We start from the raw sequence: 24,600 nt of genomic DNA on the forward strand, positions 1-24,600 counted from the left end.
GCGGGCCGCGATGGCCAGAGGGCCGGCGGCAGGTGAGGTCAGAGCACGACGCGGTAGTGCGTGGTCAGGCGCCGGTCGTCGCCCAGGATGTGGAAGGCGACGCCGGGCGGCTGGTCGCGGTCCGCCGGCTGGTCGCCCTCCCAGGGCATGCGCAGGGTCCAGGTGATGGCCGGTCCGACGATCAGGGGACGGGCGGCGAAGGTCGAGGCGGCGGCTGTGTGGGCGTGTCCCGTCAGGACGGCGACCACTTGAGGGTGTGCCTCCAGCAAGGCGGCAAGTCGGCCGGGCTGTTCGAGCATTCCGGAGTCGGGCAGAGGGTGGTGGAGCTCTACCGGCGGCTGGTGGAAGGCGATCAGCGCCGGGGTGTCCCGGGGGAGTCCGGTGAGCTGGGCATCGATCCAGTCGAGCGTCTCCGCGTCGAGGCGTCCTTCGTCCCGGCCCGGGATGGTCGAGTCGCACATCAGGATGGCGGCCCCGGCGATGCGATGGATCCGATTGACGGGCCCGTGGTCGGGCGCCTCGCCGAGCAGCGCCTTGCGGTAGGCCTGACGTACGTCATGGTTGCCGGGGCAGGTGAGCACCGGGAAAGGGGCCGTCAGAATCCGGGCCGCTTCCTCGTATTCGGCTTCCTCCCCGTGATCGGCGATGTCCCCGGTGACCAGGACGGCATCGACCGGGTGTGGCAGGGCCCGCAGGTAGTCCATGACACGACTGGCGCGCCGGCTGGCCCTCTCGCTGCCGTCCAGGTGCAGGTCACTGATCTGTGCAAGCAGCACCGTCATCGTCTGTCCCCTCCCACTGGCGGCTCGGGCCGCCGCTCCACACCGAGGCGGGGGTGTCGTCCCCCTCGTCTCTAACGGAAATTTTCAGTTTGCCGTTAGAGACTCTAGGCTGAGCGGGAGGATGTCCTCAAGGGGGTATGCGGCCAGGCAGAGAAGGGGATGCTGATGGAGCGCTGGCTGGCACTGGAGCTGGCGAGCACGATCCGCCACGACGGAGACGGCGGCGTCACCGACGACCTCGCGACGGCGCGTGGAGCGACCCGCTGGATTCACGCGCAGGCCGACCTGCTGGCCGGTCATGTCCCGGCTGGGGAGATGGCGGCGGACGAGGACCTCAGGATGGAGATCATCGCGTTGCGGCAGTCGGTTCGGGCGCTGTTCGTCCGGGCCGTCGGGCGCGCTCCCGCCAGCTCGGTGGAGGTCGGTCAACTGATGCCGTCCGACCAGGCATTGGCGCACCTCAACACGGTGGCCGCCCGTGAAACGGTCGTCCCGCAGCTGGAGTGGCCACCGGACGGCACTCCCACGGCCCGTCTGCTGTCCGCGCAGCACGATCAAAGGATCCGACTCGTGGCAGCGCTGGCCCGCGCCGCGATCGATTTTCTGAGCGGCCCGCAGTGCGAGCAGTTGCGTGCCTGCGCCGCGCCCCGCTGTGTGCGCTACTTCGTGAAGAGCCATGGGCGGCAGGAGTGGTGCAAACCGTCGTGCGGAAACCGTGCCCGAGCGGCTCGCCACTACCAGCGTCACCGCACGGCTACCGATGGCGGTTCCGTCCCGTCCTGAGCGCCTGTCTGAGATCTCTCTGGCGAGGAGATCCGGTGGTCTGGATCCCGGGTGCTATGGCCTTGGGTGGGGCGGTTCGGCGGTACTGCCGTGAGTGTGGGGTGCTGCTGCCGACAACCAAGTCGTCGGCAGCAGCCTTCTGTTCGGGTAGCGGCAGGCCGGCCTGCCGCTGCGTGCGGTTGTACGGAGTGCGGCGTCGGCTACGAGACCGTGGAGAGGGCACTGGTGTCGGCGCTGCCGAAACCGCGGAAGAAGATGCAACCGGGAAACGCGGCTGGCCTCTTCAGGCCGGCGATCGACGAGATCCTCACGACCGATCTGACCGCACCGCGGAAGCAGCGCCATACGGCGAAGTGGATCTACGAACGGCTGCTGGATGAGCGTCGGTCCCTGGAGTCTGGCAGGTGCCTGCCCGCGCGGCAGGCTGTTCATCCGCGTGAACGGGCGGGCGTCGGACAGCCGCCCGACGCCCGCCCAGGGGCTTACCAGTCCACGGCCTTGATGCTGAAGCTCTGGTTGGCACCGTAGTGGCACGTCCACAGCCGCGCGGGGGCGCCCGCCTGCGTGCTCCAGTCGGCTATCTCCAGGCACTTGTGCTGAACGTACGTGTAGTCCATGGCGAAACCGGACTGGCCGTAGAAGAGCTGGTTGAGGCCGTAGTGGCAGTCCCACTGGTTGGCGGTCGCACCGTTGTTGCGCCCCCAGCCGCCGATCTCCAGGCACTTGCCGCTGTTGGCGTTCACGTAGAAGTACGACTCGCCGGGCATGTCCGTCGAGGAGTAGCGGTGCCATTTCTGGTTGTCGCCACCGGTGCAGGGCCACTGGCGGACGGCCGCGCCGTTCGCCGTGCTCCAGTCCGCCACCTCAAGACACTGGCCGGAGTGCTCCGCGCGGATCTCGACAGTGGACAGGTAATCGAGGGACGGCGCGGCCTGGGCCGGAACGGCCGAGAGGCCGAAGACGAGACCGAGGGAGGCGGCAAGAACAAGCAGGCCGTGCCAGGCACGGACGAACGCGGTGGGCTTCATGGTCCTCTGCAATCGAATAGGGAGAATCCGGCGAGCAGCCGGAAATCGCCGCTCATGATCGCATAAGTTTGCGACGTAACTGATCTTCTACACCGCCCACTTGGGCCGTGACAGGTCGCGCGGGCCCGGCCGGGTTGGCGGAACCGATTCCTCCGCTCCTCTCCCCGGCGAGCACTCGGCAGCGACCCGTACCAAAGCCCTCGTCCACGCCGTCCGGGTCGGGGTGGACCGCACCCAGGGGGCACCCCCTTCGGCTTCCTTGGCCGGCCGGGCCGGTACTCGGCGATCGGGCAGAGGCAACTGATGTACAGGGTGCGTGAGGCGATCGTGAGCGTGGCCTCGTGGTCGACCGACTCCGCGAGCGGGCAACGAACCGGAACGCCGGTCAGTAGTGAAGCATGGGAGCGCAAAAAGTTGCGTGACTTGCGTTCGCTTGCATTGCGGGACGCAAGGTCTGGATAGGCGTGTTGCGGGACTGAGGCCACGAGGTGCCGGCGCGGGCGAAGCTCGCCTCCGCATGGGCGACGAGAGGCATTCGGTGGGCGGAGTAAGGAGATTGCGTCCGGGGGAGCGGTGCTTCGGCGGCGTCCCGTCTGCTTCGGTTGGTCCTTCGAGCCTCGTGCATCGCCGGTTCGTCGGTCTGGAGGCTGCGCGCGCTATGCCTTCACCGCTGAGGACGCGGGTGTTGAGGTGAAACTTGTGCCGCACTGACCGTAGACGGACTCGTACTGCTCTGCAATATTGCGATGAAACAACGCAAGAAGCTGCGCACGATCCCCTTTCGGAAGTCTTGCAGGTCTGTGCAGACAGCTCCTGCCGCTCTGTCGTACCGCGCCACCGCTCTGCCCAGGAACGAGCCGACCTCGCCGCCCCCTCCGGCGCGCGAACCTCCGCAGGGAGTGACCCCGCATGATTCGACACAAGCCGAGATCCTGGAGACGGCGCGCAGCGACCGCTGCGCTCGCCTCCGCCGTCATGGTTCTGGGCGTGCCCGCCATCGGCGCCCACGCGGCCGGCGGTCCCGACGCCGCCGCGGACGCCGCGACCAAGGCCGGAAGCGCCCGCGGCGCACACACGGCCGCCAACGTCACCGACGGCGACGCCGACACCTACTGGCAGGCCGGAAAGAAGTCGGCCCAGTGGGTGCAGACCGACCTCGGGCGGACCCGGCGCGTTCGCCAGGTCGTGCTGCGCCTTCCCCAGGACTGGCAGACCCGCAAGCAGACACTGGCGCTGCAGGGCAGCGCCGACGGCAAGAGCTTCGCCACGCTCAAGTCGTCGGCGCAGTACGTGTTCAGCCCCGGCAACGGCAACACGGTGAACGTCTCCTTCCCGGCGACCCTGGCCCGGTACGTACGCGCCGACTTCAGCAAGAACTCGGTCGCCGCCACCGCCCAGCTCGCCGAGATGCAGGTCCTGACGACCGCCGCGTCGACCCCCAATCTCGCCCAGGGCAAGCCCTTCAGCGAGAGCGGGCACGCCGACGTGTACGTCGCCGCCAACGCCGGTGACGGCAACCGCGCCACCTACTGGGAGAGCAAGAACAACGCGTTCCCGCAGTGGATCCAGGTCGATCTCGGATCATCGGTCAAGGTGAACCAGGTGGCCTTGCGGCTGCCCGGAGGGTGGCCGAGCCGCAGCCAGACACTCAAGATCCAGGGCTCCACCGACAACCAGAACTTCACGGACCTGACGACCTCGAAGGCGTACACCTTCGACAGCGGCAACGACCAGTCGGCGACCATCAGCTTCGACACCACCACGACGCGTTACGTGCGCGCGCTGATCACCGCCAACACCGGTTGGCCCGCCGGGCAGTTGTCCGAGCTCGAGGTCTACGGCCCGGTGAGTGGTGACACCCAGGCGCCCACCGCGCCGTCGAACCTGGCCTACACAGAGCCGGGCACCGGGCAGATCAAGCTGACCTGGAACGCCGCGAGCGACGACACGGCCGTCACCGGGTACGACATCTACGCCAACGGCCAACTGCGGGCGAGCGTCGCCGGGAACGTGCTGACCTATACCGACACGCAGCCGGCCGGCAGCGACATCACGTACTTCGTGCGGGCCAAGGACGCCGCGGGCAACGTCTCCTCCAACAGCAACAGCGTCACCCGCCAGGGCTCGGGCGGAGACACCCAGGCCCCCACGGCGCCCGGCAACCTCGCCTACACGCAGACCGGCGGCGACGTGAAGCTCACCTGGCAGGCGTCGAGCGACAACGTGAAGGTCACCGGCTACGACGTCTACGGCAACGACCAGCTCGTCAAGTCCGTGGCGGGCGACGTCACGACGTACACCGACACCCCGTCGGCCGCGACCACGGTCACCTACTACGTGAAGGCGAAGGACGCGGCCGGGAACGTGTCCACGGCGAGCAACAGCGTCACCCGGCCCGGCTCACCGACCGGTCCCGGCTCCAACCTCGCCCAGGGCAAGCCCATCGAGGCGTCCTCGTCCACCTTCACATTCGTCGCGACCAACGCGAACGACGGTCTCAGCAGCACCTATTGGGAGAGTGCGGGCGGTGCCTACCCGGCCACCCTCACCACCAAGCTCGGTGCCAACGCCGATCTGAACCAGGTTGTCGTCAAGCTCAATCCGGACGCCGCCTGGTCGACGCGCACGCAGAACATCCAGGTACTCGGCCGCGACCAGGACACCACGGCCTTCACCAGCCTCGCCGCGGCGAAGGACTACACCTTCTCGCCCGGCAGCGGCAACACCGTAACCATCCCCGTCTCCGGTGCCGCCGCCGACATCCAGCTCAAGTTCACCGCCAACTCCGGTGCCCCGGGCGGGCAGGTCGCCGAGTTCCAGGTGATCGGCACCCCGTCCGCCAACCCGGACCTCCAGGTCACCGGCATCACCAACACGCCCGCCGCCCCGGTCGAGTCGGACGCCATCAGTCTCACCGCGACCGTCACCAACAGCGGCAGCAAGGCGGCCAAGGCCACCGACCTGAACTTCACGCTCGGCGGTACGAAGGCCGCCACGGCGGACGTCCCGGCCCTCGCGGCCGGTGAGTCGAAGACGGTCAGCGCGAGCATCGGGACCCGCGACGCGGGCAGTTACCCGGTCGGTGCCGCCGTGGATCCGTCGAACAAGGTCATCGAGCAGAACGAGGCGAACAACTCCTTCACCCGCTCCGACGCTCTCGTCGTCAAGCCCGTCTCCAGCTCCGACCTGATCGCCGCACCGGTCTCCTGGACTCCCACCAGCGCCTCCGCCGGCGACGACGTCAAGTTCACCGTCGCGATCAAGAACCAGGGATCGATCGCCTCGGCGTCCGGTGCCCACGGCGTCACGCTGACGGTCCAGGACTCCAAGGGCGCCACCGTCAGAACGCTTTCCGGCTCCTACAGCGGCGCCATCGCGGCGGGCCAGACCACCGCTCCCGTCAGCCTCGGTTCGTGGACGGCCGTCAACGGCAAGTACACCGTCAAGACGGTCCTCGCCGACGACGCCAACGAACTCCCGGTCAAGCGGCCCAACAACACCACCACCCAGGCCCTGTTCGTCGGCCGCGGCGCGGACATGCCGTACGACATGTACGAGGCCGAGGACGGCACGGTCGGAGGCGGCGCCAAGGTCGTCGGCCCGAACCGGACCATCGGCGACGTCGCCGGTGAGGCGAGCGGCCGCAAGGCGGTGACCCTCACCGGGACCGGACAGTACGTCGAGTGGACCACCCGCGCGGCGACCAACAGCCTGGTGACGCGCTTCTCGATCCCTGACGGCACCGACACGACGCTCAACGTCTACGTGGACGGCCAGTTCCTCAAGGCGATCGACCTGACCTCCAAGTACGCCTGGCTCTACGGCAACGAGACCGCGCCCGGCAACTCGCCCGGCTCCGGTGCACCGCGCCACATCTACGACGAGGCGAACCTGCTGCTCGGCAAGACCGTTCAGGCCGGTTCCAAGATCCGACTCCAGAAGGACACCGCCAACAGCTCCACCTACGCCATCGACTTCGTCAACACCGAGCAGGCCACGGCTGCCCCGAACCCGGACCCGGCCGCGTACGCGGTCCCGACCGGCTTCACGCACCAGGACGTGCAGAACGCGCTCGACAAGGTCCGCATGGACACGACGGGCAAGCTCATCGGCGTCTACCTGCCGGCAGGCGACTACGAGACCTCCAGCAAGTTCCAGGTGTACGGCAAGGCGGTCAAGGTCGTCGGAGCCGGGCCGTGGTTCACCCGCTTCCGTGCCCCCGCTTCGCAGGAGAACACCGATGTCGGCTTCCGGGCCGAGGCCAGCGCCAAGGGCTCGACCTTCGGCGGCTTCGCCTACTTCGGCAACTACACATCCCGGATCGACGGCCCGGGCAAGGTGTTCGACTTCTCCAACGTCTCCGACATCACCATCGACGACGTCTGGGTCGAGCACATGGTCTGCCTCTACTGGGGCGCCAACACCGACAGCATGACCATCAAGAACACCCGCATCCGGGACACGTTCGCCGACGGCATCAACATGACGAACGGATCCACGGACAACCACGTGGTCAACAACGACGCCCGCGCCACGGGCGACGACAGCTTCGCCCTCTTCTCGGCGATCGACGCCGGCGGCGCAGACGAGAAGAACAACCTCTACGAGAACCTGACGTCGACGCTCACCTGGAGAGCGGCCGGCATCGCCGTCTACGGCGGCTACAACAACACCTTCCGCAACATCCGCGTCGCCGACACCCTGGTCTACTCCGGCATCACGATCTCCTCACTGGACTTCGGCTACCCGATGAACGGCTTCGGGACCGAGCCCACGACGATCGAGAACGTCTCCCTGGAAAGAACGGGCGGCCACTTCTGGGGCTCGCAGGTCTTCCCCGCCATCTGGGCGTTCTCCGCCTCCAAGGTCTTCCAGGGCATCCGGGTCAACGACGTCGACATCGACGACTCCACCTACGGAGGCGTCATGTTCCAGACCAACTACTCCGGTGGCCAAGCCCAGTTCCCGGTGAAGGACACCATCTTCACCGACATCTCCATCACCAACTCCAAGAAGAGCGGAGACGCCTTCGACGCCAAGTCCGGATTCGGCGTCTGGGCGAACGAACTACCGGAGCCCGGCCAGGGCCCGGCCGTCGGTGAAGCCACCTTCCGCAACCTGCGGATGAGCGGCAACGCCGAGGACATCCGCAACAGGACCAGCACCTTCAAGATCAATATCGAGTACGTTCCGAACGGCACTGAACAGTACGGGGCCGCCCTCCGCGAGGGCGGCCCCGCGCCGTCGTGCGACGCTCGATCACCGTCGGTTGAGTGAACGTGTGACGCCGGTGACTATCGTCGTCGCGAGGATCCACCCCGAGGCGGTCAGCAGATAGCCGATCCACTGAGTGCCAGGCGTGGGGGTGAACGCCGTTCCTTGTCCGAGCCCGATGACGGGGAGCAGAACGTCGAGGGTGAAGATCACTGGATTGAAGACCTCGGTACCACCGGAGCCGGCTCGGGTGGGCCGCTGGACGGTGAAGACGACAGAGCCGAGCACCAGCAGGGCCAACAGCCAGAACACCGCGCGCATCGGTCGATAGCCGTAGCCCACGGTGATGTCCTGAACGACTCCCCAGACCTGAGCCGGCCGTGGCAGGGTCTTTCGGCGGAGACGTTCCTTGAGCAGCGAAACCGTGCGCGCCTCGTCCTCGTGGCCCAACGAGCGGTACGTGAGGGCCAGTTGTTCGAAGGGCTGCGGGGTGTATCCCGACCCGTCGCGGAGCAGCCAACGGACGCGCTGCCCAGGGGGCAGCGGGTTCTCGAACCGGTCGTAGCGAAGACCGTCGAGCTTCAGCTCGTCCGGCCAGCTCGCCCATCCGTCGCGGATGATTCCCAGCACCGCGTGACGGAGGTCGACGAGGCCCTGTGGCCGCTGCGCCATCCGCAGATCCACCTCTTCCGCCTGGGCATGCGGCAGGGCCAGCGCCACGCCGCCGGGAGCCATGATCCGCGCCTCCTCCAGCGTGATCCGGCCAGTGACCCTGGCTCCAGCGAGCTCGATGCTCCCTTCCGCCGAGAATCCGCTGTTGAGGTGCAGGCTCGTGCCGACCTCCAGGTGGTATCCGTACAGCGCCTTCCTGCCCGGGTTGCTCAGCTGCGCGCCCCAGAAGCGAACGACTCCCATGACTTTGGCGCCCGCGAAGTCGACCTGGCCCACCGTCTTGATCCGGTCGCACAACACGTCGCCCTCGACATGCATCTGCGCGACCGTCAGCGCCACATTTCCGGGGTTCGACAACCGAGAGTCACTCATGTCGAGGTCACCGCCGACGTGAGCCCCGCGCAGGGTCACCTCACCCTCAGCGGTGAATCCGTGGCGCATCCGTATGTGGTCGTCCACCTGAAGCCGGTCGGCGGCCAGGGAGGGACCGTCGGAGTTGGTCAGCACACTTCCATCGAGATCGAGGACGCCGGTGATGTGCGTGCCGTCCAGCTTCAGCAGACCGTCCAGCTGACAACGATGCACTCTGAGAGTGCCGTCGACGGACGCATTGGCGGCGTAGAAGCGGACAAGGCGGCAGTGCTTCAGGCTGAACTGGCGGGTGCGTGCGCTGTACAGGGTGATCCGGCCTCGGAAGTCGCAGGCATCCATGGTGACGCGGTACGGGATCTCCGCGTAGTCGAGTTCCAGTGATCCGTCGATCCGTGCGCCGGCAAGGCGTAACGCGGGGACATGGCCCGGTTCGGCAGTACCGCCGTCGAGCAGCAACCATGTGAGGGCAGCGCCCCTGACCACACGCTCGGGCCCCCATCCGTCGCCGGCGGCCGGGTCGTCCACTTCCGGATCGCCGATTCGCAGGTCCAGCCTCTCGCCACGGGAGAACGCATCCCGAACCCGTAGTTCCACCGGAGTCAGATCCCCTGCCCGCACTCCTGCCTCCCCCTGGCCGCGTCGCCGGGAAGGCTACCCGGGTGGTGCCCGACCTACTGATCCCTTCGGAGTGTTGTCGGGCCCGCGAGAGGTGCTGACGGTCGGCACAGGCCGGCAGAGACATGCCCCGGTGCGGGCCGGGCGTCTGCCGCGCGAGGACTTCTGTTCCCCCTACGCGGCCGGTTCGTTCAGGACGCGGGGGATTTCCCGGTGCCGAACGTCCAGGCCTCGATGTCGCGGTAGTGGATCGGTCCGGGACTACGGCCGAAGTTGCTGCCGACCAGATGCAGACGTTCGGCCGCCCATCGCCGGCCGGCGAATTCGGCCAGCCCTTGGGCGATCTCTCCTGCCGAGGACCGGTCTCCTCTGCGGGCACGGGCCAACGTCAGATGGGGGCGAAGCGGCCGGTCCTCGAAGACGATCCCGCAGCTCTTGACGGCGTTACGCACGTCGGCTGCGAGCCTGTGCAGCTCATCGAGGTCTCCGTCGATGCCGCTCCACAGCACGCGGTCGTCGAAGGTACCGCCGCCGCGCAGTGCCAGACTGAGGGGTCGGTCGTCCGCTGCGAGGGCGGCGAGAGGCGGTCGCAGGAGCGGAACCGTCTCCACCGGCAGTTCCCCCAGGAACGCCAGGGTGATGTGCCAGTCCTCGATGCGGTTCCACCGCATGTGCGGGAATGCCTCGTAAGCGGGGCGCAGTTGCCGGGCCAATTCCTCTTTCGCGTGGTCCGGTGGGGCGAGGGCGATGAACACGCGCACGGACAAGGGCTGGGTCTGATCGTTCACACGAGCCTTCGTACCGCACCTGGGCAGCCGATGCGAAGGCCGAAGTGCTGCCGGAGAGCCGTTCGGGGGCGCGATGCCGAGGCGGCCACGACCGGCCCGCGGAGACCATGCGAGCGGCGGGGTCACCGGCCGGTGATCAGCACGTCCCAGGACCGGGGTCGGTTGAGCGCCTGCCACTCGTCCCGGAGCAGGGCCAGCACCGCGACGTCGTACCGGTGGCCCCGGTGCAGGCAGGCGGAGCGGCGCACTCCCTCCTGGACGAACCCGGCCCTGGCCAGGACGCCGAGAGCCCCGGTATTGGTGGTGTGCGTGACCGCCTGGACGCGGTGCATGGGGAGTTCACCGAAGGCGAGGTCGACGAGTGCGTCAACGGCGTCCGTGCCATGGCCCTTGCCCCTGTGGTCGGAGTCCAGCATCAGCATGATCTCGGCTGTACCGTCGACCATGTCCTGGTCCGTCAGGGCGATGTGGCCGATCGGCGTGCCGTCGGGAAGCAGGACGAGGAAGTCGTCGCGGTCGTGCTCGTCGCGGTCGTGCTCGATGCGCTCGCGCACGGCGGAGAGGGAACGCGGCCACATGCCGATCTCGTGGGCAGCCACGGGGTCGGAGCGCCAGACCTGGATCAGCTCCGCGTCGTCGACGTCGAGCGGCGCGAACGCGACGCCCTTACCCCGCCAGCAAACCTCGCGAGGCGATTCCGTTTCCCCGTCCTGCAGTTGCTCCCCGGTAAGGCGCGCATCCACAGCCCCAGCCATGTCTTCGATCACGGACGGAGGCTATCGATCACCGGGACCGGTGGACCAGTCGATTGGACCACGGGCCACTTCGCGCTCGCCAATTCCGTAGTGCAGACTGCTCGTTGACACGCAGACGAGGGCGGGGGAGCCGTTCGTGCGACAGGATCTGACGGTCAATCTCGTGGCCTCGCTGCTGGCGTTCGCCGTGGGCTGGCTCGGCCGCGCTCTCGTGCACTACTACCGGACCAGGCTGCCGGCGGGGCGTGTGTGGCGGCTGGACCGCGACAGGCGCCTGGTGATGGTCGTCGGCGAGTCGGGCGGAGCGTCGTCCGCGTATCCGAAGATCCCGGAAACCGATGCCCTGGCGGCCATGAACCTACGGCAGTTCCTCTCCCAGGACCTGCGGTTGCACGAGGCGGCAACGGTCAGGGCCAGGGCCTTCGCCATGGCATCGGATGCCGAGGAGAACCTGGTCGTCATCGGCGGACCGTTGCACAACGACGTCTGGCGGTTGATGGCCGACCGGCTCGACGCCCCCTACGAGTTCCGGCAGTTTCCCACGGACTATCGCATCGTCTGCGTGGAGACCGGCGAGGAGTACGGCGAGTCCGACCTCGACCGGTCGACACTCGTGGACCACGCCATCGTCCTGCTGGCCCGCAATCCCTTCGCGGCCCGGAGCCGCCTCGTGATGATCGCGGGGTGCGCTCTGCTGGCCACCTCGGGTGCGACCCAGCTGTTCGCCCGCGGTGAGATCCGCGCGCTGGCCAAGGCGTACGACACGAAGTCACCTCTGGCGCTCGTCGTCCGCGTGGAGAGCATCGGCGGCTACGTACGGCCGCCCGTGGTCGTGGCCGCCGCCAACTTCCCGCAGGCTCCCGCGGCCCGTACCGCCCCCGCCACACGCCCCTGATATCCGGGGCGGCGGTGGCCGCGCAGGGTTCGCTCGCCGGCCCCTCGTAAATCGCTGGTGCCGCATCCGGCCCCGGTGGATGATCCGCAGGGGCCGGGGCCGCCACGAGCCCCCGCCGCACGCTGGAGAGGAATCGTGATGACCGTCGCCGAATCCAAGCCGTCCGGGTCCCGGCCCGAAGTCCGCGTGGCGACAGCGGCGTACGTGTGGCGGCGCCCGACGCGGCCGGGAGACTACTTGCCGCTCCAGGAGGCGCGGCGCTCCCCATGGCCGACTTCGTCACCCACCCCGGTGCGCGGTGCCCGATCCGTCACCTTCCGCCGCCACGGCAGCCCGCACTCGCTGCTCCTCGCGAGCAGAGCCGACGTCCCGTTCCAGGGGTGTGCGACTCACGGCCGTCGCGAGGTCTTCCAAGGCTCGCTTTTGCAGTTCCGCCTCGCGCCGCACGACCGGGTTCCGGTTGCCGGCGGCAGCGTCCTCCCACGCGTGAAGCGCCTCCTCCACACGCCCCCAGTCTGGATTCCTGTGCTCGCGCACGTCGACTGCTGCCTTCGCGGTGTCCGTCTCCAGGGCCTCGGCGAGCCGCTCCGCTTCGGGGACTAGATGGCTGTCGGCCCGCGGGACGTGGCTCTCCATGAGCATCGCCGCCCGGCCGAACCCCTTCAGCGCCTCTTGCGCCTCCTCCGCCTCACGCGACGTCAGACCCCTGGGGCGGACCGGTTCCTGCCGTGCCCGGTCGTATGTCTCCTGCCAGGCGGCACGTGCCTCCCTGCTCGCCAGCAGTGCCCTGCGTATGTCGGCGTGATGCTCCCGGGTCGGTTCGGCGTAGTTGCGGAGCACCGCGGCCGCGTAGCGGCCGTTGGTGGCGAGCCAGTCCGCGAGCCGGCCCGGCAGCCGGGGCGTCTCCCACGCGGGGAACACCACGTAGGCCAGCATTGCCAGGGCCCCGCCGAGCAGGGTGAGCACCACCCGCTCCGGGACCGTCTGCTCCCACGCCTGGCCGCCCATGCCGAGCAGGAAGACGACGTATGCGGCAGTGAAGCACTGGGAGTATGCGTAGCCGGTACGGATCAGCGTGTACGACAGGCCTGCCGAGATCACCGCCAGCGCGCCGAACACATGGGCGTCCGGGCCCAGGGCCCGCACCATCCCGGTGGCGAGCGCGACCCCTGCCAGGGTCCCGGCGAAACGGGCCACCGCGCGCGCGTAAGTCCGGTGGAAGTCCGGGCGCATCACCATCACCGAGGCGATGGGCGCCCAGTAGCCGTGGCCCAGGGGCAGCCGGGTGGCGATCAGGTAGCCGAGCGTGGCCACCGCTGCCAGGCGGACGGCGTGCCGGAACACGGGCGAGTCTCGCCGGAGCTCACGGCGGACCGCCCGGATGACGACCGGGACCAGTCGGAGCATTGTCGGGCGCACCAGGAACTGGGCGCCGGCAGGGCCGGGCGGCGTAGGCGTCCTCCCGCGTGCGCCGCCGCTCCCGGCGATCTCCAACGCCTCGCCGAGCAGCTCCACGAGCCGCTCGGCCGCCTGCCGCGCGGGCCCCTCCAGCACCTCGTGCTCCTCGTCGACACGCAGGACGTCCGTGCTCCCGGGCCGCACCTCGGCGGGAGTGCCGCGGCGGATCGAACGAGCGGCCGCATCCAGGACGTCGGCGGCCGCGTCGAGCAACTCCCGCGCGCGGTCCCTCCCGGGTCCCTGCGCCGGGGCGCCGACGTCCGGGTCGGCGAGCGCGGCGACGACCGGCCGAATGCGCTCGGCGAGTCCTCGGGGGCCGTGGAGGACGGGGGGACGGGTACGGGCCTGTGACGGCGTCACGGCGGCCGCGTCCCGGGCCGTCATCAACGGCTCCGGGTCGAACGGGGCGGTCGGGTCGTGCCGCAACCGGCGGGCGTAGTCCGCCACGGCGGCCAGGGCGTCGGCGAGCGCGTCACGATGCGCCCCCCAACGGCGGATCGGGAACAGCAAGATCAGCACGGCCTGCACCACGCCCCCGAGCGCGATGACCCCGGCGTGCTCCAGGGCTCGCCCGACGCTCGTGGGCAGGGTGATGGTCACCAGCATGCTGCCGACCGTCGTCGCTGCGACGATCCCAGCGGTCGATCCGACGGCCCACGCCATCCCCGCGACAAAGGCCCATACGGCCAGCAGTGGGAGGAACGTCACGAGTCGCCCCGCCGCCAGGTAGCCCACGAAGGTGCTGAGCGCCAGACCCGCGCCCGCGCCGAGCGCGATCACCTTGCGTGGACGCCAGGTGCGCTGGAAGGTGGCCCCACCCGCGGAGTAGGCACCGAGGGCGGCGGACGCGGCATACGCAGGGGAGACGAGCCACAGCGCCGGCCCGACGACGATCGCCACCCCAGCGGCCGTGCGCAGCGCGAGCAGGGGCTCCAGCCGCGTCTCCTCGATCGTGAGCCCGGATCGCACGACCTCTCCGAAGGCCCGCAGCCACGTCACGGGTGTGAGCCTAGCCGGAAGACCCTGCCGGGTCGCATCGGCCTGATTCGAGGTGCGGCAACCGTCGGGCAGGGAAGCCTCCCACACGCCCCGCGAACAGGCCGGCGGCCGCAGCGGCTGGACGGGGTGCAGCCACTGCGGACACTCCTGAGCGTCCGCCGTCCGTCCTGCCGGGCCGGAGCGCAGGCAGTCGCCGTTGGTTCAGGTCCGCCCGGAGCACGGGCGATTGCCCCCAGCCCCGGCCGGAGGACGGGCGGGACGGTGGCCCTTCGGATTCCCTATCGCTTGTGGCCGTTCCCGTGTCCGTTCGGGTGCAGGACCACCTTGATCCAGCCCTCGTCCCGGGCGTCGAAGTGCTCGTAGGCGGTGGGGGCCTCGTCCAGGCTGAGTTCGTGGGAGACGACGAAGCTCGGCGTTGCCTTCTCGCCGGCGATCAGATCACGCAGCGCCCGGTTGTACCTCTTCACGGGCGCCTGCCCGGTGCCCATGTGCTGGCCCTTGAACCACATCATGCCGAAGTCGATCGGGACCTTGCCCCACGCCTCCAGCTCCCCCTGGGCCTCAGCACCGCCGGGGTCCTCGGGCAGGAACACGCCCACCACACCGATGTCGCCCGTGAACCTGACCGCGTCGATCAGTCCGTTGAGCGTGAGGCTGGCGTCCTCATGTCCCTCGGGGTCGTGTGCCTGGTATCCGACGCACTCACAGCCGTTGTCGGCACCCAGACCGAGGGTGGCCTCCTTGACGACCTCCGCCGGATTCTGATCGGCGGTGTTGATCGGGATGGCCCCGATCTCCTCCGCCTTGCGCAGCCGGTCGGGCTGGTGGTCGGCCACCCACACGCGGCCGGCGCCCTTGAGGAGGGCGGAGTAGGCCGCCATCAGCCCGACGGGACCGGCCCCGAAGACGATCGTCTGGTCGCCCGGTTTGACGTGGGCCATCTCAGTGGCGTGATAGCCGGTGGGGAAGATGTCGGCGAGCATCACATAGTCGGTCTGCCGCTCGGCGGCGTCCTCACCCAGACGCAGCGCGTTGAAGTCGCCGTAGGGCACGCGCAGCAGTTCCGCCTGGCCTCCCTGGTAGGGGCCCATTTCGGCGAATCCGTAGGCGGCTCCGGCGAGGGCCGGTTCCGGTTGCATCGTCAGGCAGTAGCTGGTCAGACCCTGCTCGCACTGCTTGCAGAAGCCGCAGGCGATGTTGAAAGGCAGGACCACATACTCGCCGACCTGGACCTTGCGGACGGCCGGGCCGACCTCCACGACCTGACCCATGTTCTCGTGTCCCAGGGTGCGGCCGGCCTCGAACGAGGTGCGGCCCTCGTACATGTGCAGGTCCGAACCGCAGATGTTGGTAGTGGTGATCTTGACGATGATGTCGCAAGGATGCTCGATCTTCGCGTCCGGTACGTCCTTCACCGTGACCGTTCGCGGACCTTCATATACCGCTGCTTTCATGATCGCTTCCTTCGGTGCCGCGGCATGACCGCAGCACGGGTGCGATGGGGACGGCCTACCGAGCCTGACTCCCGGGAGTTGGTGCGACGGGGTCCATGGCTCTGACATGCCTCTGTGGGTCGTTCACCCGGTTCAGGTGGAACGGCGGTGCCGCCGTGGGCCTGTCCGGCGGAGCTTCGGCGCTCCGGCGGCGTGCCTTCCGAGTCCCCGTCGGCCCTTGACGCGAAACAACCACGCACGATCGATCAGCGGAATCTTCGTACACGGACGACCACCAACCACCAACCCCCAGCCACCGACGAATCTCCGACTCGGGTCACCAGCTAGTCGTCGTCGCCTTGGAGCACTCGGCGGCGCTCCTGTTCGCGCTTGGAGTAGGCGGCCGCCCGGATCGCCTCGTCGCTCTCCAAGCCCGATCCCAGCGCCCCGCCCACCGTGGCGACCGAAGCGACGAACCAGGACAACGTCCAGTATTCCGCGGCGTGAAGCGGGGTTCCTGTCGTAGAGGCGAACACTTGGCCGTTGAGGATGAAGAGGGCCCACACCAAGTTGACGACGATCAAACCCGCGTAGCAGACGAGCACCCCGATACCCACGGTCATGACCGTCGAGGCGTTGTAGAGCCTCGCCCTCTGCCTCGCCTCCCGCGAGACCTCCGCTGATCGATGCCACAGCTGCGCGTCCACGATCAGCCAGCCGATCATGAGCGCGACGGACCCGACCGTGGCGATCGCGAGGCGTGGTGCGCTCAGGGACTCGGCCAGGTTCCAGATGGTGGAGTTCACCGTGGCGGCTACTCCCGTGGCGAGTGCGGCCGCCAGGGCTTTCGACAAGCCCGGCACCAAGCGCCACGGCCGGTTGGCGCGGACCATACCGAAGAGCACCCTCAGGTAACCGCGCGCTCCGCTGACGACGTACCGAAGATCAGCGGTCTCCTCCGCACCGACCTGGCCCGGGTGAATAGGCGCGAGGCGACTGACGAAGGGCCCCAGAAGCGGCTGACTCCGCGGAGGTCCCTCAGCCCCGGTGGCCCGCGGGCCCGCCAAGCTGAGCACGGCTTCTTCCACGGCCCGCCGGGCTCTCGTCTGCAGACGCAAGGCCCCCAGCGGAGGAAGAGACAGCAGGGCCACGCCGTGTTCGTGACTCAGATCCAAAACGAGCTTGCGCCCGAGTGAGTGCAGCGGAAGGTCGGTGAGGGCCACGACGATGTCCCAACTCTCCGCTCTTCCGCGGTCCATGATCCGGCGCATCAAGGTGGGCGGGTCCTCGGTCCCTGCGGTGAAGGGCTCACTGACCACCTCGACGTCGAACCGTCGTCCCTGGCCTGACTTGTCGGCGAGCCGAGCAGGAAGTGTCCGGGCCATGCGCTGCGCGATCTCCGTGGGCGCGTCGGGATCCGCCAGGAGAGCCACGACCGTAACGCCCTGAGACGACACCCGCATGACTCCTTCTCGTCGGCTGCCCCCGCGATCGCCCGTGCCCACAGAATGCCCCCGAGGTATCGCCGACGCCGCGTGACACGCTGGCCCCTGCCGGCAGGTGCAGGAGGTACGGTCAGGTCTCCTCGTCCTCCCCGCACAGGGCCTGCTCCACCACCGGGCCATGGTTGCGTGCGCCACCGCGAACAGCAGCTCCGCGCGACCCCGGGCACCGCGGCGAGATCGATCGGCAGCAGGCCCGCCTCCTGTTCAACCTCGTCACCGTGATCACCTTCATGGGCATCACTGCCTCCGGAGGCTGGTGTGAGCGGGCCCCCGTCACGGCGCCTGTCGCGCGGTTCCCGGCGCGATCAGGTAGTCAGGAACGGTGAACAAGGACGCGACCGACCCCTTCGTGCATGTCCGGGGCGCCCGTGAGAACAACCTGCGGAACATCGATGTCGACGTTCCGCGGGACGCGATGGTCGCCTTCACCGGTGTCTCAGGTTCGGGCAAGTCCTCGCTCGCGTTCGGCACGCTCTACGCGGAGGCCCAGCGGCGTTACTTCGAGTCCGTAGCACCGTACGCCCGAAGGCTGTTGCAACAGGTCGGCGCACCGCACGTGCAGGAAATCACCGGACTGCCACCCGCCGTGGCCCTGCAGCAGCGACGCGGGTCGCCCAGCTCGCGCTCGACGGTCGGCACCATCACCACGCTGTCCAATCTGCTGCGCATGCTGTACTCCCGCGCCGGCACCTATCCGCCCCGGGCCGCACGGCTGGAGGCGGAGTCGTTCTCACCCAACACCGCGGCCGGGGCCTGCCCGGAGTGCCACGGACTGGGCGTCGTGCACGACGTCGCCGAGGACCTGCTCGTCCCGGACCCGTCGCTGAGCATCCGCGAGGGGGCGATCGCCGCCTGGCCGGGCGCCTGGCAGGGCGCCAACCTGCGCAGTGTCGTGAGCGGTCTGGGGATCGACATCGACCGACCGTGGCGCAGGCTCAGGAAGAAGGACCGGGACTGGCTGCTGTACACGGACGAGCAGCCCTCCGTGTACATCGAGCCGGAGGAGGACCGCGTCGACTACGGATACCAGGGCAAGTTCTGGAGCGCCCGCAAGCACGTCATGCACGTCCTCGCCGACTCCAAGAGCGAGAAGATGCGCGAACGGGCGCTCCGGTTCGTCAGGAGTGTGCCCTGCCCCGAGTGTCACGGCAGCGGACTGCGGCCCGAGGCGCTCGCCGTGACCTTCGCCGGACGTTCCATCGCCGAGATCAACGCGATGCCGCTCACCGAGGTCGTGGCGCTGCTGCGGCCCGTCGCGGGGCGGTCCGAGGCCGACGCCACCACGTCGACCGCCCGATCCGGGGAGACGACCGAGGTCGCGGTCCGGATCTGCGGCGATCTGGTCGCGCGGGTCGACGTACTGCTCGACCTGGGCCTCGGATATCTCAGCCTCGGGCGCCGCTCGACGACCCTGTCGCCCGGCGAGGCGCAGCGCCTGCGGATCGCCACCCAGCTGCGCTCGGGGCTGTTCGGCGTCGTCTACGTCCTCGACGAACCCTCCGCGGGCCTGCACCCGGCTGATGCGGAACCGCTGCTGGACGTGCTGGACCGTCTCAAGGCGGCGGGCAACTCGCTGTTCGTCGTGGAGCACGACATGGACGTCGTACGGCGGGCGGACTGGGTGGTCGACATCGGCCCCGGCGCGGGTGAGGGCGGCGGACGCGTGCTGTACAGCGGCCCGGTCGCCGGCCTTGAGAGGGTCGGGGAGTCGGCCACGAGCCAGTACCTGTTCGGGCGCGCCCAGCCGCTCGATCACCGCCCGCGCACTCCGCACGGTTGGCTGCACCTGAGCGGCGTCTCCCGCCACAATCTGCACGACGTGTCCGTCGACGTACCGCTCTGCGTACTGACGGCGGTGACGGGCGTGTCCGGTTCCGGAAAGTCGACGCTGGTGACGCAGGTGCTCGCCGAGGTCGTCCGCGGCCACCTCGGACTCGTACCCGAGGAGCCCGACGAGGCGCAGCTGGAGGTCGACGTCCAGGACGCGTCGGGGGTCGAGTCGTTCGACCGGCTGGTCCGGGTCGACCAACGGCCCATCGGCCGAACTCCCCGGTCCAACCTCGCCACGTACACGGGGATGTTCGACGCGGTGCGCAAGCTGTACGCGGCCACGGACGAGGCCAGGGCACGCGGCTACTCGGCCGGACGGTTCTCCTTCAACGTGCCCGAAGGGCGCTGCGAGACCTGCCAGGGCGAAGGATTCGTCGCGGTCGAACTACTGTTTCTGCCCGGCACCTACGCGCCGTGCCCGACCTGCCAGGGCGCCCGGTACAACGCCGAAACGCTGGAAGTCACCTACCGCGACAAGAACATCGCGGAAGTGCTGGAGCTGTCCGTCGACGCCGCCGCCGAGTTCCTGTCCGCCGTCCCGGCCGCCTCCCGCAGTCTGGAGACGTTGCGGGAGGTGGGACTGGGGTATCTGCGGCTGGGGCAGCCCGCGACGGAACTCAGCGGTGGTGAGGCGCAACGCATCAAACTGGCCACCGAACTCCAGCGAGCCCGCCGCGGACACGCGCTCTACCTGCTCGACGAGCCGACGGCGGGGCTGCACCCCTCGGACATCGCGCTGCTGCTGCGACAGCTGCACCGGCTCGTCGACGCGGGCAACACCGTCGTCCTCGTCGAGCACGACCTGGACACGATCGCCACCGCCGACTGGGTCATCGACCTCGGGCCGGGCGGCGGCGACGCGGGCGGGCGGGTGGTCGCGGCGGGCCCGCCGGCCAAGGTGGCGAGGGCCCGCCGCAGCGCCACCGCCCCCTATCTCGCGGCCCGGCTCGCGCGCCGCCATCGGCGGAACAGCTCGTAGACCGGTCCCCACGGCCCGTACTCGAAGGGCGTATCCGCGGATCCGTGTCACTCGCGCCCGCACCGGGTGCCCAGGTCCGCGCTTCCCAGGCAACCGGCGTCGCGAGCGCCGGAGGGAGGTCAGGAGGGGCGGGCGGACTGCGCCGAGAGCGCGCCGGGACCGGGTGCGCGGTCGCGCAACGCGACGGCGACCGACACAACGGCGCCGCAGGCGAGGGCCGCCGCGAAGCCGATCATCGCGGTCTGTACGGCGAAATGCCTCAGGGCGATGCTGAACAGGACGGAGGGCAGGCCCATTCCCAGGTACGCGACGACGAAGAACACGGCGAGGACCCCCGCGCGTGAGGCGGGCTCGGCCACTGAAACGGCACGTTCGACGCCTCCCTTGAACAGCAGCCCGGAGCCGGCTCCCGACAGGGACACGGCGACCAGATAGAGCCAGAGCGCCGGGTGGCAGAGGGCGACGGCGCACAGGACCAGGCCGACGGGGAAGACCACTGCCCCCACGGTCAGGACCCGGGGCAGTGGGAGACGGCCCAGCACCAGCTGGGCGGCCGCCGCGGAACCGAACATGAGGAAGGCAGCCAGGCCGACCACGAGGTGCGAGTCGCTGTGCAGGGTGCCGTGGAGCACGCTCGCCCCGAGGGAGGAGATCAGGCCGAGGATCGCGAAGGCGAAGGCGCCCAGCGCGCCGGCCGCGGCGAACGTCCGCCGGCCGCCGGGGCGCAGGACGAACCTGCTGGGCGGTTCGGCCGCGGGCAGCTCCAGGTCCACGGTCTCAGGGATGGACAGCACCAGTACCAGGCACACGGCCATGGCGAGCGTGAAGATCGCCTGGGTGGTGATCAGGGGCGTGGGAAGCCACTCGGCGGCGGCTCCGGCGACCAGGGGGCCTGAGGCCAGGCCGCCGAGGTTGGCCGCGGTGGCCACGATGCCTGGCAGCACCGAACCCGTCCGTTCCGGACGGGCCTCGTGGTGGAGGTCGTGCAGGTACGTCGTCGCGGTCGAGGCCATCAGCCCCAGTCCGACGCCGTTCAGGATCCTGCCCGCGATCAGCCCCGGCAGGTCCCGCCACGCGATCAGTACGACCGACGCGACGATGCCGACCAGCAGCGCCGGGACGATGATGCGCCGCCGGCCGAGCCGGTCCGACAGGTGTCCCAGTCCGAGGAAGGCGGCCGCTGCGCCCACGACCATCGAGGCGTACGCCACCGTGACCGTGGTCGCGCCGAAGTGGTCCCGGGCCTCGTACAGCGGCCACAGCGGGGTCGGCGCGGTGCCGAAGGCCATCAGCACGGTGAAGGCCACCGCCACGAACCAGAAGCCGGTCGCGTGCGAGGCACGGCGCCGGGCGGGGGCGCGGGGCGGCAGGTCTGCGGGAGCGGGTCCTGGGATCCGGTGGGTCGGATCGTCGGGAGCGTCGGCTCTGGGACGGCTCAGCGGCGTCGGGACGGCAGGCAGGGGTACCCCTCCTCGGGCGGAAGTGGATGGCGTTTTCCATCCTCCTCACCAGCCGGGATCAGTGCCAACGAATGTTTTTGCTGGGCTCGAGCAATGCGAGTGATACTTCTCGGGTGGAGCTACGTCAGCTGGAGCACTTCATCGCGGTCGCCGAGGAGCTGAGTTTCACGCGTGCCGCCCGTCGGCTGCACGTGGTGCAGTCCGGGGTGTCCGCCGCGATCCGCTCCCTGGAGCGCGAGCTCGGCTGCGCGCTGTTCGAGCGCACGTCGCAGCAGGTCCGGCTCACCGGGGCGGGCGCGGCGCTGCTGCCGGAGGCTCGGGCCACCCTGCACGCCGCCCAGGCGGCCCAGGACGCCGTGCGCGAGGCACAGGACACGCTGCGCGGCACGGTGAACGTGGGCGCCATGGCCTCGGTCGAGGTGGTGGACCTGCCTGCGCTCCTCGGACAGTTGCACGCGCGGCATCCGGCGATCGACGTCCGGCTACGGCTGGCGACGACCGGATCGGCGGGACTGGCGCACGCACTGCTCAGCGGGGACTTGGACGTGGCCTTCCTGTCGCTGCCCGAGCACAAACCCGCCGGGATCGACGCACGGGAGCTGGCCACCGTGCCGCTCGTCCTGGTGGTGAGCGCCGCCCATCCGCTCGCCCAGCGGGGGGAGGTGGCACTTGCGGACCTCGCGGGGGAACCCTTCGTGGACTTCCCGCCGGGCTACGGCAACCGCGAGGTGGTCGACCGGGCGTTCGCTGTGGCGGGCGTCGTACGCCGGGTGGCACTGGAAGTGCCCGACATCGACATGGGGGCGGCACTGGTCCGGCACGGTCTGGGCATCGCCTTCCTGCCCGCGTTCGCCGTTGCCCGCACCCCCGGCCTGCACGTCCTGGACGTCCACGGCACCATGCTCCGCTGGAGCATGCATCTCGGTACGTCGTCGACCCGGCGGCCCAGCTCCGCCCTGCGGGCGCTGCTCGACCTGGTCGACCTCCACGTCATCGCCCTGTGACGCCTGGGCCGCGGCCCGGACGTCTCCCGTCGGTGGTGTCTGTCCGGGCCACTGCGGCCGCCTTCTCGGCCCCTTCGAGGCTGGTGCCCCCGCCGATCATCGCGATGGCGGTGACGAACCAGGGCCCCCATCTTCTGGCGCGACGTGACCTCCCTGGATCAACCGAGGAAGGGCCAGCCACCCGCTGCAGCTCGGTAACAGGGCAGCTCGCCCACTGCTGCTGACTCCGATCGCGCAAGAGTTCCAGCGAGGCATCAGCCGGGGCCGCCCAGCACGATCTTCCACACTCGGGTCGCCACCTGGAGGTTCAGCCGGTCCTCGACGTTCGCGAGGTCGTTGCCGCTGATGTCGCGGATGCGCTGGAGCCGATAGCGCAGCGTGCTGCGGTGGATCGCGAGGGAGTCCGCGGTCTCGTCGTAGTTGCCGCCACAGTCGAAGTACCGGGACAGGGTCTCCACCATGGCCGTGTGGTGCCGGGAGTCGTAGTCGATGAGCTGCCCGAGCCACTCCTGGACGAACGTCTCCAGTTCCCGGTAATCGTTGCCAGGCCCCAGGATGCGGTAGAGGCCGAGCTCGTCGAAGAACGTCGTGCCGTAGTGCTCGCGGGAGTGGCGGCGCTGCGCCTCCTGGTAGTGGTGGGGGATGTCGTCCAGGGAGTCGCAAGGGGAGCTCACCCCGATCGTCCCGGACCGTGACCCGGTCTCCCGGGCGAGCGCCTCGTACAACGCGCGGGCGTGCGGCCTGTCGTCGGCGACCAGGACCACGTGGTCGGAACGTCGGGTCAGCAGCGAGTGCATGCCCACGGCAGAGGCCGCCCGTCCCACGGTCTGCGCGAAGGAATCGTCCGCGGTCCGGTTCGGCCACTGCACCACGACGATGTAGTGGCTTCGGTGCAGGTCGTGTCCGACTGCCTCGGACCGGGCGTAGGCGCTCCCCTCGTCCGTCCCTGCCAGGAGGTCGTCGACCAGCCCGCGGTGCAGCCTCAGCTCCACTTCGGCCAGATTGCGCAGGTGCGCCAGCTCCGGGGCGAGCGACACGGCGGCGTGTTCCAGCGCGAGCACGGTGTGCTCGTCGGCCTCGTCCCGGGCATCGACCAGGGCCAGCACGCCCAGGATCTCGCCGTGCGGGCGGACCAGCGTGATCAGCCGGTCCCTTATCCGCACCGGCCCGGCCTGACGGGCGACGGCGTGCAGCATTTCGTCCTGGCGCACGGGGTCCGGCTCGGGATAGGGGTCGGGGCGGCTGGGGCCGGTCCAGGACCTCAGCCGACCGAAGCGGTCCTCGGCCAGCGCGGGGAATCCAGTGAGCCTGTGCAGCACGCGGGTGATGGCTTCCTCGCCGCCGCTCGAGGCCGTGACGTCGGCCATGAGCGCGTGAACGGCCCGCTGGTACCTCAGCTCGGCCACGACGGAGATCAGCTGCCGCTGGAGGGCTGTGCGTTCGTCCCTCAGTCGGTGCAGTTCTAGCGTGTCCTCGCGTTGGCGGCTGTGTGCGAAGGCGACTGACAGGGCAGCAGCGGTGTGCCGGACGAGTGTGGCGAGCAGGGAGCGCTCGGCCTCGGTGGGCCGGGAGCGGGACGTCACCACGAGGTAGCCGTGGAGTCTGTCAAGTCCGCGTAGCCCCAGGGCTCGGCCCCAGGGCCTGCCGGGTACGGTCACGGGGCCGTCCTGCCCGGCCAGCTCCCGCACCCTCCGGCCCACGGCCGAGGCATGCGTCTGCCCGTTCCTCGGGCTGGGGACCAGGTCGCCGTCCACCTTGAGGTATCCGGCCTCGGCGCTGTATGGCCCCGCGGCGGCTATGTGGTCCATGGCCAGTCGCAGGATCTCGCCTTCGTCCGGGGTGTCGAACAGGGCGCGGGAAAGCAGCGTCAGGTCGCGGAGGGCATGGTCGTCCAGGTTGCGAACGGGTGGGCGGGGCCGTATGCGCGCGGCCGTGGGGTGCCACCGGGCGCTGCCCCGCGGAAGGCTGCTCGCCCGGTCGGAGCGGCGGTGGTACAGGCTGCGCGTCCGACTGCCGGCCATGGGATCA

At 69.6% G+C, this 24,600-nt stretch carries 15 protein-coding genes; 5 read left to right on the forward strand and 10 right to left on the reverse strand.

Translation table 11 applies throughout. From position 1 onward, the window contains the following. Positions 1 to 38 precede the first annotated feature (38 nt). Entirely contained in the window at positions 39 to 782 is a 744-nt protein-coding gene (locus OG788_RS43270; protein WP_406376358.1) for a metallophosphoesterase, read from the reverse strand. Between the two features lie 165 nt (positions 783 to 947). Here OG788_RS43270 and OG788_RS43275 point away from each other — a divergent pair, with 165 nt between their 5' ends. After that, positions 948 to 1,565, forward strand: a complete 618-nt coding sequence (locus tag OG788_RS43275) for a CGNR zinc finger domain-containing protein (RefSeq protein ID WP_406376359.1) — start codon at positions 948 to 950, stop codon at positions 1,563 to 1,565. A 482-nt stretch (positions 1,566 to 2,047) separates the two neighbouring features. Here the strand turns inward: OG788_RS43275 and OG788_RS43280 are convergent, their stop codons facing one another. Next, positions 2,048 to 2,593: an RICIN domain-containing protein gene (locus OG788_RS43280; RefSeq protein WP_406376361.1), complete on the reverse strand. Its 546-nt coding sequence runs from the start codon at positions 2,591 to 2,593 to the stop codon at positions 2,048 to 2,050. A 909-nt stretch (positions 2,594 to 3,502) separates the two neighbouring features. Here OG788_RS43280 and OG788_RS43285 point away from each other — a divergent pair. Beyond that, complete coding sequence (locus OG788_RS43285) at positions 3,503 to 7,870, forward strand: discoidin domain-containing protein (RefSeq protein ID WP_406376362.1); 4,368 nt, start codon at positions 3,503 to 3,505, stop codon at positions 7,868 to 7,870. Here the strand turns inward: OG788_RS43285 and OG788_RS43290 are convergent. From OG788_RS43290 to OG788_RS43300, 3 genes are all read right to left on the reverse strand, one after another. Next, on the reverse strand, positions 7,853 to 9,376 hold the full coding sequence (locus tag OG788_RS43290) for a hypothetical protein (RefSeq protein ID WP_406376363.1): 1,524 nt from the start codon (positions 9,374 to 9,376) through the stop codon (positions 7,853 to 7,855). The two genes, OG788_RS43285 and OG788_RS43290, sit on opposite strands and share 18 nt — an antisense overlap. Before the next feature lie 281 nt (positions 9,377 to 9,657). Next, entirely contained in the window at positions 9,658 to 10,254 is a 597-nt protein-coding gene (gene thpR / locus OG788_RS43295) for an RNA 2',3'-cyclic phosphodiesterase (RefSeq protein ID WP_406376364.1), read from the reverse strand. A 122-nt stretch (positions 10,255 to 10,376) separates the two neighbouring features. After that, positions 10,377 to 11,021, reverse strand: coding sequence for a GNAT family N-acetyltransferase (locus OG788_RS43300; RefSeq protein WP_406376365.1), 645 nt, complete (start codon positions 11,019 to 11,021; stop codon positions 10,377 to 10,379). A gap of 124 nt (positions 11,022 to 11,145) precedes the next feature. Here OG788_RS43300 and OG788_RS43305 point away from each other — a divergent pair, with 124 nt between their 5' ends. Continuing rightward, on the forward strand, positions 11,146 to 11,904 hold the full coding sequence (locus tag OG788_RS43305) for a hypothetical protein (RefSeq protein WP_406376366.1): 759 nt from the start codon (positions 11,146 to 11,148) through the stop codon (positions 11,902 to 11,904). Between the two features lie 279 nt (positions 11,905 to 12,183). Here OG788_RS43305 and OG788_RS43310 read toward each other — a convergent pair whose 3' ends face one another. From OG788_RS43310 to OG788_RS43320, 3 genes are all read right to left on the reverse strand, one after another. Continuing rightward, the gene (locus tag OG788_RS43310; protein WP_406376367.1) at positions 12,184 to 14,361 is read right to left on the reverse strand and encodes an FUSC family protein; all 2,178 of its coding nucleotides are present in this window, start codon (positions 14,359 to 14,361) and stop codon (positions 12,184 to 12,186) included. Between the two features lie 278 nt (positions 14,362 to 14,639). Beyond that, the gene (locus OG788_RS43315) at positions 14,640 to 15,815 is read right to left on the reverse strand and encodes a glutathione-independent formaldehyde dehydrogenase (protein WP_406376368.1); all 1,176 of its coding nucleotides are present in this window, start codon (positions 15,813 to 15,815) and stop codon (positions 14,640 to 14,642) included. A 323-nt stretch (positions 15,816 to 16,138) separates the two neighbouring features. Continuing rightward, a complete protein-coding gene (locus OG788_RS43320; protein WP_406376369.1) occupies positions 16,139 to 17,227 on the reverse strand; it encodes a hypothetical protein in 1,089 nt (362 codons plus the stop codon). Positions 17,228 to 17,621: 394 nt separating this feature from the next. Between OG788_RS43320 and uvrA the strand changes: the two genes are divergently transcribed. After that, a complete protein-coding gene (uvrA, locus tag OG788_RS43325) occupies positions 17,622 to 20,108 on the forward strand; it encodes an excinuclease ABC subunit UvrA (protein WP_406376370.1) in 2,487 nt (828 codons plus the stop codon). A gap of 119 nt (positions 20,109 to 20,227) precedes the next feature. Here uvrA and OG788_RS43330 read toward each other — a convergent pair whose 3' ends face one another. Beyond that, entirely contained in the window at positions 20,228 to 21,415 is a 1,188-nt protein-coding gene (locus OG788_RS43330; RefSeq protein ID WP_406376371.1) for an MFS transporter, read from the reverse strand. 266 nt (positions 21,416 to 21,681) lie between these two features. Between OG788_RS43330 and OG788_RS43335 the strand changes: the two genes are divergently transcribed. After that, positions 21,682 to 22,572: a LysR family transcriptional regulator gene (locus tag OG788_RS43335; protein WP_406376372.1), complete on the forward strand. Its 891-nt coding sequence runs from the start codon at positions 21,682 to 21,684 to the stop codon at positions 22,570 to 22,572. 254 nt (positions 22,573 to 22,826) lie between these two features. On the opposite strand, the gene OG788_RS43340 is transcribed toward OG788_RS43335, so the two are convergent. Further along, entirely contained in the window at positions 22,827 to 24,593 is a 1,767-nt protein-coding gene (locus OG788_RS43340) for a PucR family transcriptional regulator (protein WP_406376373.1), read from the reverse strand. Positions 24,594 to 24,600: the final 7 nt, after the last annotated feature.

The organism is Streptomyces sp. NBC_00647 (assembly GCF_045207245.1).
GTDB lineage: Bacteria > Actinomycetota > Actinomycetes > Streptomycetales > Streptomycetaceae > Streptomyces.

What these genes read in the sequence shown, in the direction of transcription:
- OG788_RS43270 (WP_406376358.1), bottom strand. Translation starts at nt 782, where the DNA reads ATGACGGTGCTGCTTGCACAGATCAGTGACCTGCACCTGGACGGCAGC.
- OG788_RS43275 (WP_406376359.1), top strand. Translation starts at nt 948, where the DNA reads ATGGAGCGCTGGCTGGCACTGGAGCTGGCGAGCACGATCCGCCACGAC.
- OG788_RS43280 (WP_406376361.1), bottom strand. Translation starts at nt 2,593, where the DNA reads ATGAAGCCCACCGCGTTCGTCCGTGCCTGGCACGGCCTGCTTGTTCTT.
- OG788_RS43285 (WP_406376362.1), top strand. Translation starts at nt 3,503, where the DNA reads ATGATTCGACACAAGCCGAGATCCTGGAGACGGCGCGCAGCGACCGCT.
- OG788_RS43315 (WP_406376368.1), bottom strand. Translation starts at nt 15,815, where the DNA reads ATGAAAGCAGCGGTATATGAAGGTCCGCGAACGGTCACGGTGAAGGAC.
- OG788_RS43340 (WP_406376373.1), bottom strand. Translation starts at nt 24,593, where the DNA reads ATGGCCGGCAGTCGGACGCGCAGCCTGTACCACCGCCGCTCCGACCGG.